The sequence below is a fragment of the Mesorhizobium sp. M7A.F.Ca.CA.001.08.2.1 genome (genome assembly GCF_003998455.1).
GTDB lineage: Bacteria > Pseudomonadota > Alphaproteobacteria > Rhizobiales > Rhizobiaceae > Mesorhizobium > Mesorhizobium ciceri.
Genome location: NZ_RZPW01000188.1, coordinates 1 through 9102 on the forward strand (window position 1 = coordinate 1; position 9102 = coordinate 9102).

The window sequence follows — 9102 nt, forward strand, 5'->3', positions numbered from 1 at the left end:
CTCGAGGGTTCGATCAACCTGACCGGTGCCCGTCTCGACGACCTCAAGCTCAAGCACTACACCGAGACGGTCGACAAGAACTCGCCCGAGATCAGCCTGCTCAACCCGGCGGCACTGCCCAATGGCTACTATGCCGAGATCGGCTTCGTCGGCAACGACAAGACCGGCGCGGTGCCCGGTCCCGAAACAGTGTGGGCTGTCGACGGCAATGCGACACTGACGCCGACGACCCCGGTCACGCTGACCTATTCGAACGACAAGGGCCTGACCTTCAAGCGCACCTTTTCCGTCGACACCAACTACATGTTCACGGTGTCCGACACGGTGCAGAATGCCGGCACGGCCGCCGTCTCGCTGTCCAATTACGGCCGCGTCACCCGCTTCGACAAGCCGCTCGTTGCAAGCACCTATGTGCTGCATGAGGGCCTGATCGGCTTCACCGGCACGGAAGGCCTGCAGGAACACAAATACGCGTCCATCGAGAAGGACAAGCAGTTCACGCCGGGCAAGTCGACCGACGGCTGGCTCGGCATCACCGACAAATACTGGGCGGTGACGCTGGTGCCGACCGAGAAGCAGCCGTTCCAGCCGCGCTATGCCTATTTCGAGGACGGCCGCCATCGCTACCAGTCCGACTTCCTCACCGACCCGATCACCGTCGATGCCGGCCAGTCGGCGACGGTGGAGAGCGAGATCTTCGCGGGCGCCAAGGAAGTCGGCAAGATCAACGCCTATGCGGAAGACCGTCATATCAAGCGGTTCGACCTTTTGATCGACTGGGGCTGGTTCCACTTCATCACCAAGCCGATGTTCTGGCTGATCGACACGCTCTACAAATTCTTCGGCAATTTCGGCCTGGCCATTCTCGCCACCACCGTCATCGTCAAGGCCATCTTCTATCCGCTCGCCAACAAGTCGTACGCGTCGATGGCGAACATGAAGAAGGTGCAGCCGAAAATGCTCGAGATCCGCGAGAAATACGCGGACGACAAGATGAAGCAGCAGCAGGCGATGATGGAGCTGTACAAGACCGAGAAGATCAACCCGCTTGCCGGCTGCTGGCCGGTGGCGCTGCAGATCCCGGTCTTCTTCTCGCTCTACAAGGTGCTCTACATCACCATCGAAATGCGGCACGCGCCGTTCTTCGGCTGGATCCAGGATCTGGCCGCGCCCGATCCGACGTCGCTGTTCAACCTGTTCGGCCTGATCCCGGTCACCCTGCCGCACATGCTGATGATCGGCGTCTGGCCGCTGATCATGGGCGTCACCATGTTCCTGCAGATGCGCATGAACCCGACGCCGCCGGATCCGACGCAGGCGGCGATCTTCACCTGGATGCCTGTCATCTTCACCTTCATGATGGCGGGTTTCCCGGCCGGCCTGGTCATCTACTGGGCCTGGAACAACACGCTGTCGATCCTCCAGCAGGGCATCATCATGAAGCGCCAGGGCGCCAAGATCGAGCTGTGGGACAATCTGGTCGCGCTGTTCCGAAAGAAACCATCACCGGCCGAATAGAATGCGCAGCGCTTTCTCCAGCCTTCAAAGCCCCGCCTCGCGCGGGGCTTTTCGTTTAAGCAGCTCCGGCATCACGTTCCCGTGATCGGCGAAACTTGCGCCCCCTCGGCGGCGTGACTGCCTGTGCGTTTCCAAAGGCTATCAATTCCGATCAGCCCTCACACGGAGGAAGACCACATGCGCTTGCCGTCATTCAGGATCATCGCCCTTTCCGCACTCGTCGCCGGCGTGGCGATTGCCGCGCCCGCCTATGCCAAGAACCCGAATGTCGGCGGCGCGCCGATGTACACAACCAAGAACATCGTCGAGAACGCCGTCAATTCGAAGGACCACACGACGCTGGTCGCTGCGGTCAAGGCTGCCGGCCTGGTCGACACGCTGCAAAGCGCTGGCCCGTTCACCGTCTTTGCCCCGACCAACGCAGCGTTTGCGAAACTGCCCAAGGGCACCGTCGACACGCTGCTGAAGCCGGAGAACAAGGGCAAGCTCACCAAGGTGCTGACCGCGCATGTCGTGGCCGGCAAGATCTCCGGCGCCGAGATGATGAAGAAGGCCAAGGCGATGGGCGGCAAGTACGAGATGAAGACCGTCTCCGGTGACACGCTGACCGCCGAAGTCAAGAAGGGCAAGCTCTACATCATGGATGAGTCAGGCGGCGAGGCGCGAGTGACGATCGCCGACGTCAACCAGTCGAACGGCGTCATCCATGTCGTCAACAAGGTGTTGTTGCCGAAGTAACGGCTTTCGGCAAAGGGGATCAAGGCAGGTCCGTTGGGGCTTTCTCGGGCCTGCCATCCCCGCCTCATGACGAGGTGCCATGTTTCTTGGGAAGTCGTATCGGCATCGGCCGGGGTCCTGTCCCTCACAGGACCCCGGTTTCTTTTTGGCTGCTGCCTGTGCAGCCGGATAAGTTTCGAGCGTCGTCACTCCATCACGGCGCTGTGGTCGATCTTGGCCGGAGTCGCCGGCTTGCGCAGCAACAGAACCAGCGGAATGGCGGCAAGCGACAGGATCATCATCAGCTTGAAGTCGTTCATATAGCTGATGATCGTGGCCTGCAGCGTGACCACGCCGTCGAGCGCGGCGCGGCCCGCGGCGCTGTAGGGATCCATTGCATGGAAGATCGCCGGATTGCTGAACGCCTGGTTGTAGGGCGTCACATAGGTAGCGATGTTGGCGTGGTTGATCTGCACGTTCTGCGTCAACAGCGCGGTGACCACCGAGATGCCGACGCTGGAGCCGATGTTTCGTGACAGATTGTACAGGCCGGTGCCTTCCGCGCGCCGCTCCGGCGCCAGCGTGGCGAAGGTGATGGTGGTCAGCGGCACGAACAGGAAACCCAGGCCCGCGCCCTGGATGAAGCCGGTGCTGATGATCGTCCATTGCGAGACGTCAGGCGTCCAGCCGGTCATGTCGTACATCGCCCAGGCGGTGACCAGCAGGCCGGTTAGAAGCAGCCAGCGTGTGTCCACCTTGCCGATCAGCCTGCCGACCAGGAACATGCAAGCCATGGTGCCGAGACCGCGCGGCCCCATGACGATGCCGGCCGTCACCACCGGATAGCCCATCAGCGTCTGCAGATAGGGCGTCATCAGGGCCAGCGAGGCCAGATAGGTGATGCCGATGATGAAGATGAAGATCATGCCGACGGCGAAATTCCTGTCGAGGAACAGCCGCGGGTTCACGAAGGTGTTGCGGGCGGTGAAGGTGTGGACGAGGAAGATGTAGAAGGCCGACGCGCAGATCAGCGCCTCGACGATGATCTCGGACGACGAGAACCAGTTGAGCTGCTCGCCGCGATCGAGGAACATCTGCAGCGACGCGATGGTGACGCTGAGCATGCCGAAGCCCAGCCAGTCCAGCCTGGCCTTGAGGTCCGTCTTGGTTTCCTGGACGAACATCGAGACGCCGGCGAAAGCCAGCGCGCCGATCGGTACGTTGATGTAGAACACCCAGCGCCAGCTGACATTCTCGGTCAGCCAGCCGCCGATGACCGGCCCGAGCACCGGCCCGACCATCACCGAAACGCCGAACAGCGCCATCGCCGAGCCGCGCTCCTCGACGCTGTAGATGTCGAGCAGGATGCTCTGCGCCAGCGGCACCAGGGCTGCGCCGAACAGGCCTTGCAGCAGGCGGAAGCCGACGATCTGCGGCAGCGACTGCGCGAAGCCGCACAGCACCGACGCGACGACGAAGCCGGTGATGGAGATCAGCAGGATGCGCTTGCGGCCGAAGCGATTGGCAAGATAGCCTGAAGGCGGCGTCATGACGGCCGCCGCGACGATGTAGGACGTCAGCACCCAGTTTATCTGGTCGGCGCTTGCCGAAACGCTGCCCTGGATATAGGGCAGCGCCACATTGGCGATGGTGGTGTCCAGCGCCTGCATGATCACGGCCAGGATCACGCACGCGGTGATGGCGCCGCGATTGGCGACCACGCCACCTGTCGCGGACGCGCCGGTCATGACTTTTGTCCGAACCGACCGAGGAGCTCCGTCACGAAGTCCGGCAGGCCGCGCGCATGGCCGGTATCGATGCCGACCACGACGCTCATCCCGCCGCGCAGCGGCGGCTTGCCCTGGAGATCGTCCACCGTCACGCGCATCGGAATGCGTTGCACGACCTTGACCCAGTTGCCGGTGGTGTTCTGCGCCGGAAGCAGCGAAAAGCTCGACGACGACGCCGGGCTGATCGAGGCGACCCTGCCGTGCCAGACGGCACCGGGATAGCTGTCGACGCTGATCGTCGCCGTCTGTCCCGGCCGCACATAGGTCAGTTCGGTTTCCTTAGGCTCCGCCGCGATCCACAGCTCGGTCGCCGAAATCAGGCTGAACGCCGGCTGCGAAGCCGGCAGGTACTTGCCGACCTGAAGCGCGTCGACATTGGTGACGATGCCGTCGAATGGCGCCTTGACGATGGAATCGGCAAGGTTGCGCTGGGCGTCGTCCACCGCCGACTGCGCCTGGAGATAGAACGGGTTCTTCTCCACCGGCTGGCTGGCGTCGCCGCCGAGCTGGGCAAGCGTCGCCTGTGCCTGCGCTTGGGCAACGGACACTTTCTGGCGGGCGGCGACGAGGTCGTGCTGGGCGCTGTCGAAGGTCGCCTTGGAGGAGGTGGAGGTCTTGAGCAGATCCTGCTGGCGTTGGAAAGCGGCCTCGTAATAGGGGATGTCGGCCTGCGCCTGCTCGATCAGCGCCTGCGACTGCTGGTAGCTCGCCTGCAAGGTCAGCACCTGGTTGCGCACTGTGCCGAGCTGTGCCTGGGCGGCGGCAAGAGCGGTTTCGAAAGAGGCCGGCCGCAACCGGAAAAGCACCTGGTCCTTCTTCACCGCCTCGTTCTCGTGCACGTCGATCTCGGACACAGTGCCGGAGACATCGGTGGAAACGCCGAGCGACTGCGCCTGGATGTAGGCATTGTCGGTCGTCATGACCTGGCCGCCGATGACGTAGTAATAGCCGCCGACGACCAGCGCGAACGGAAGCAGGGCAAACAGGATCGGCCGTGCCCGGCCGCGCTTGGGCTTGACCGGCGCCGGAGGCGCCACCGCAACCCCGGCCTGGCGTGGCTCCTTGGACGGAGCCTCGAGCGCCGCCGGCTCCAGGGCGACCGGTGCTTCGAGCTCGTCATTGTCGATGACGGTGCTGGCTCGCCTTTGCTCGCGTTCGCTGTCCAGCCGGATGACCTGGTCGCGCGCCCGGTCGGCGGCGGATCCGTCTTCTTCGACAGGCTTCTTTGGTGAGGTTGATTCAGCCATGTGTTTTCTCCCGGTCGGCGGCAGGCTGGGCGCAAGCCGCGAGCAGATTGGATTTGATGAGGGATAGGGTTTGCAGCAGATGCAGTTGCGCATCCGCGGAAAGGCCGACAAAGGCCTCGTCACGCGTCTTCCGCCCATTGCCGCGCATGATTTCGATCAGCGGATGGGCTTGCGGCTTCAGGTACAGCAGCCATGCCCGGCGGTCAGCGGGATCGGGCCGGCGCTCGATGAAGCCGCTTGCTTCCATCTTGTCGAGCAGCCGGGCGAGCGTGATCGGCGTGATCTCGATCAGGTCCGCCAGTTTGTTCTGGTGGATGCCTTCATGCAGGCTGAGATAGGCCAGCACCTGCCACTGGGCGCGGGTCAGCCCCGATGCCCGCGACCTCTGCTCGAACCGCTTTCGAAGCAGGCGCGCGACATCGTGCAGCACGAAGCTGATGTTGGGTGACGATGGCATGGGAGGTACTGGAGTTTTTCGGCGCAACTGTTAGTGAGCATGCTTATTATCATCATGCACATAATCTTGCTGGACGCGGTGCGCAAGACGGACTAAGCCCGCCTGGAAAAAATGACGCATGGGCTGCGACCCACCCAAAGGCTCAGGTAGCGGGCTGTTGCCGGGCAAGGATACGACGATGAATTGGCTGAAGATCGCGACCGTGGCGGCCATTGCGGGATGGCCGGGCATTGCGCTCGCAAAGGGCGCCGTCAGTTGCGGCGGCGCCGCCATGCTGGGTGGCGCGCAATTGAACTGCAGCCACGTCGAACCCCAGGCGCCGCCTCAGTTTTGCACTTATAGCTGGGCTCTCCACATGCCGGCCGGCGACCAGAAAATCGTCGAAGGCAGCTTCATGCTGCCGCCCGGCGCCACGAATGTCACCGTCTATCAGGGCAGCGGTTTCGACAGTGCGCTGTCCGATCCGATCGTGATTTGCCGCGGCAGCAAATGAGCAAGGCCGTCAAGGAAAGCTCGCTCGTCGCCCGATTGGTGCTATAGGGCGGATCACGCTATTTTGAACGGGCATTTGAGTTTCGGATGCACCTGGCGGCCATTTCTCTGACGGATTTCGACATGGACGGACCCAACCCAGACATCAAGCACCCGATCCCGATGCATACCCGCGTCGGCTTCCTCAAGGGACTGGTGAACGCGCCGAACATCGAGATCGGCGACTTCACCTATTATGACGACCCCGACGGGCCGGACAAATTCGCCGAGAAATGCATCCTGCATCACTATCCGTTCATAGGCGACAAGCTGATCATCGGCAGGTTCTGCGCCATCGCCGAGGGCGCGCGCTTCATCATGAACGGCGCCAACCACGCCATGTCCGGCTTTTCGACCTATCCGTTCAATATTTTCGGCCATGGCTGGGAAAAGGGTTTTGATCCGGCGACCTGGTCGAAGGAGGTGCGCGGCGACACCATCGTCGGCAACGACGTCTGGATCGGCATGGAGGCGGTGATCCTGCCCGGGGTGGAAATCGGCCACGGCGCCATCGTCGCTGCGAAATCGGTGGTGACGCACGACGTGCCGCCCTATGCGATCGTCGCCGGCAACGCGGCCAAGGTGGTAAAGATGCGTTTCGACGACCGGACAATCAGGCGGCTGCTGGCGGTGGCGTGGTGGGACTGGCCGGTAGACAAGGTCAGCCGCAACCTCGATGCTATCCGGGGTGCCAATATTTCTCTTCTGGAGGCAGCAGCTTGAACGCTCTGAACAGCAGCATAATCGGCACCGAACTGTTTACGCGAGGGTGGATCTTCATCCGCGGCGTGCCGGCGATGAAGTTCCTGCCACCGGAAGGGCCGCCGGAAATCGCCTTTGCCGGCCGCTCGAATGTCGGCAAGTCGTCGCTGATCAATGCGCTGGTCAACCAGAAGGGGCTGGCGCGCACTTCCAACACGCCGGGGCGCACGCAGGAGCTCAACTATTTCGTGCCGGATGGATTTTCGGGCGAGGGCGCCGACCTGCCGCCCTTGGCGCTGGTCGACATGCCCGGCTACGGCTACGCCACCGCGCCGAAGGAGAAGGTCGACGAGTGGACCAAGCTGGTCTTCGATTACCTCAAGGGCCGGGTCACGCTGAAACGCGTCTATGTGCTGATCGACGCCCGTCATGGCATCAAGGCCAAGGACGACGAAGTGCTGTCGCTGCTCGACAAGGCGGCGGTGTCCTACCAGATCGTGCTGACCAAGACCGACAAGATCAAGACTGCCGGCGTGCCGAGGCTGATCGAGGAGACGCTGGCAAAGATCAAGAAGCGGCCGGCGGCGTTCCCGTTCGTGCTGGCCACCTCTTCTGAAAAGGCCGAGGGCCTTCAGGAATTGCAGGCAGCCATCGTGCTTGCCGCCAATGGCGGCTAAAGCATCCGCACCTTAGAGCAATTCTAGGAAAAGTGTGAAGCGGTTTTCCGTCCAGAATTGCGTCTAAACAAAGAGTTAGAGCATGGTCGGGCTAGGGCTTGGCCTCGATAGCAATCGTCTGATGGCCTTCTTCCGCCACAAGTCTTTCGGTGCCGTAGGCCTTCAGGAACATGCTGACGCCTGACCTGACGATGTGGTCGATCTCGTCCTGGGTCGGGGCCTTGGTGCGGTAGGCGAAGATGCACTGGCGGAACAGACCGGCCAGGCACAGTTCGGTGAACTGATAGGCGGCAAGATCGACATCGTCGATGCGCAGCAGGTCGCGCTCGATGGCGGCATTGAGAAAGGCCGCGACCTTGTCGTGGCCACGCTTGGGACCGCGCTCGTAAAAACGCGCGCCCATGTCGGGGATCCGGTCTGATGCCCCGATCACCGTGCGCTGCGCTTGGACGACCTTGGCCGACGTGATCTTGAGAGCCAGCACCTTGCCGAACTTCACCAGCGTCTCGCGCAGGTTGTCGGCATTGTCCAGCACGTCATACATGTTCTTGAAGATGGTGCCGCGCTCTTCCTCGATCAGCGCCTCGAACAGCTCTTCCTTGTTGGCGAAGTAGACGTAGATCGTACCCTTGGAGACGCCGGCCTCGCGGGTGATGTCGTTCATCGAGGCGGCTTCGAAGCCCTTGTCGATGAAGACACGACGGGCGCCGTCGATGATCTGGCTGCGCTTGGCCGGATCCTGCCCCGCGGCCGGGCGGCCACGGCGCAAGCTTTCCAACAGGTCGTCACACGACTCGTTTTCGACATTGGGCGGGGTCTCGGTCATGAAAGTCACACCTCGAAAATAATTCGAACCAAGCGGTTCGATTGCCCTTGATATGGTCCTCTTTACGCGCTATGTCAACGGCCGGATCGAACCGAACGGTTCAGTATTATATTATAACTTTAGAGAGATGTCATGTCCTCGAACGCGCCGACCACTGCCGAAGTCCGTCCCTTCCCCAACGCCAAGGTTGCGCCAGCGACGGAAGCACCGGAAGTGCCTGTCCAGCCCGTCTCGTCGCCGCCGGCAGAGGCTCCGGCCAGGAAGAAGCGTTCGGTGCGTTCCTTCCTGCTGCCGGTCATCGGTATTGCCTTGCTGGGCGCCGGCGCCTGGTATGGGTACGACTACTGGACAACGGGCCGCTTCATGATCTCGACGGACGATGCCTATGTCCAGGCGGACATGGCGTTCATCTCGCCCAAGATTTCCGGCTATGTCGATCAGGTCAAGGTCAGCGAGAACCAGCTGGTCAAGGCCGGCGATCCGCTGCTCGTCGTCGATGACGGCGATTACAAGATTGCCGTCGCCCAGGCCGAGGCGCAGATCGCCACCTTGAGCAAGACGCTCGACCGTATCGACGCCCAGACCGACGCGGCCCGCGCCTCGCTGCAGCAGGCCCAGGCGCAGAAGGTCGCCGACC

General features: G+C 62.3%; 10 protein-coding genes. 6 read left to right on the forward strand and 4 right to left on the reverse strand.

Annotation, left to right across the window (positions count from 1 at the left end; genetic code table 11):
* Positions 1-1518, forward strand: a 1518-nt coding sequence (yidC, locus tag EN914_RS13625) for a membrane protein insertase YidC (protein ID WP_127389122.1), incomplete at its 5' end; no start/stop codon positions are given.
* 177 nt (positions 1519-1695) lie between these two features.
* The gene (locus tag EN914_RS13630; RefSeq protein ID WP_013528503.1) at positions 1696-2256 is read left to right on the forward strand and encodes a fasciclin domain-containing protein; all 561 of its coding nucleotides are present in this window, start codon (positions 1696-1698) and stop codon (positions 2254-2256) included.
* A 185-nt stretch (positions 2257-2441) separates the two neighbouring features.
* Here the strand turns inward: EN914_RS13630 and EN914_RS13635 are convergent, their stop codons facing one another.
* From EN914_RS13635 to EN914_RS13645, 3 genes are read right to left on the reverse strand one after another with little or no spacing between them, the layout of a single operon-like run.
* Entirely contained in the window at positions 2442-3983 is a 1542-nt protein-coding gene (locus EN914_RS13635; protein ID WP_024502098.1) for a DHA2 family efflux MFS transporter permease subunit, read from the reverse strand.
* The gene (locus EN914_RS13640) at positions 3980-5272 is read right to left on the reverse strand and encodes an HlyD family secretion protein (protein WP_024502097.1); all 1293 of its coding nucleotides are present in this window, start codon (positions 5270-5272) and stop codon (positions 3980-3982) included. The genes EN914_RS13635 and EN914_RS13640 overlap by 4 nt, the downstream gene beginning before the upstream one ends.
* Positions 5265-5729 (reverse strand): MarR family winged helix-turn-helix transcriptional regulator, encoded by a 465-nt coding sequence (locus EN914_RS13645; protein ID WP_013528500.1) that lies wholly within the window; start codon positions 5727-5729, stop codon positions 5265-5267. The genes EN914_RS13640 and EN914_RS13645 overlap by 8 nt, the downstream gene beginning before the upstream one ends.
* 178 nt (positions 5730-5907) lie before the next feature.
* Here EN914_RS13645 and EN914_RS13650 point away from each other — a divergent pair, with 178 nt between their 5' ends.
* The 3 genes from EN914_RS13650 (at position 5908) to yihA (ending at position 7639) form a co-directional block, all read left to right on the forward strand.
* Complete coding sequence (locus tag EN914_RS13650) at positions 5908-6222, forward strand: hypothetical protein (RefSeq protein ID WP_024502096.1); 315 nt, start codon at positions 5908-5910, stop codon at positions 6220-6222.
* 122 nt (positions 6223-6344) lie between these two features.
* Positions 6345-6983: a CatB-related O-acetyltransferase gene (locus tag EN914_RS13655; RefSeq protein ID WP_024502095.1), complete on the forward strand. Its 639-nt coding sequence runs from the start codon at positions 6345-6347 to the stop codon at positions 6981-6983.
* Positions 6980-7639: a ribosome biogenesis GTP-binding protein YihA/YsxC gene (gene yihA, locus EN914_RS13660; RefSeq protein ID WP_024502094.1), complete on the forward strand. Its 660-nt coding sequence runs from the start codon at positions 6980-6982 to the stop codon at positions 7637-7639. Before EN914_RS13655 ends, yihA begins: the two co-directional genes overlap by 4 nt.
* A 91-nt stretch (positions 7640-7730) precedes the next feature.
* On the opposite strand, the gene EN914_RS13665 is transcribed toward yihA, so the two are convergent.
* The gene (locus EN914_RS13665) at positions 7731-8465 is read right to left on the reverse strand and encodes a TetR/AcrR family transcriptional regulator (protein ID WP_024502093.1); all 735 of its coding nucleotides are present in this window, start codon (positions 8463-8465) and stop codon (positions 7731-7733) included.
* Positions 8466-8597: 132 nt separating this feature from the next.
* Between EN914_RS13665 and EN914_RS13670 the strand changes: the two genes are divergently transcribed.
* The coding region (locus tag EN914_RS13670) for an HlyD family secretion protein (protein WP_164778735.1) at positions 8598-9102 on the forward strand (505 nt) is incomplete at its 3' end.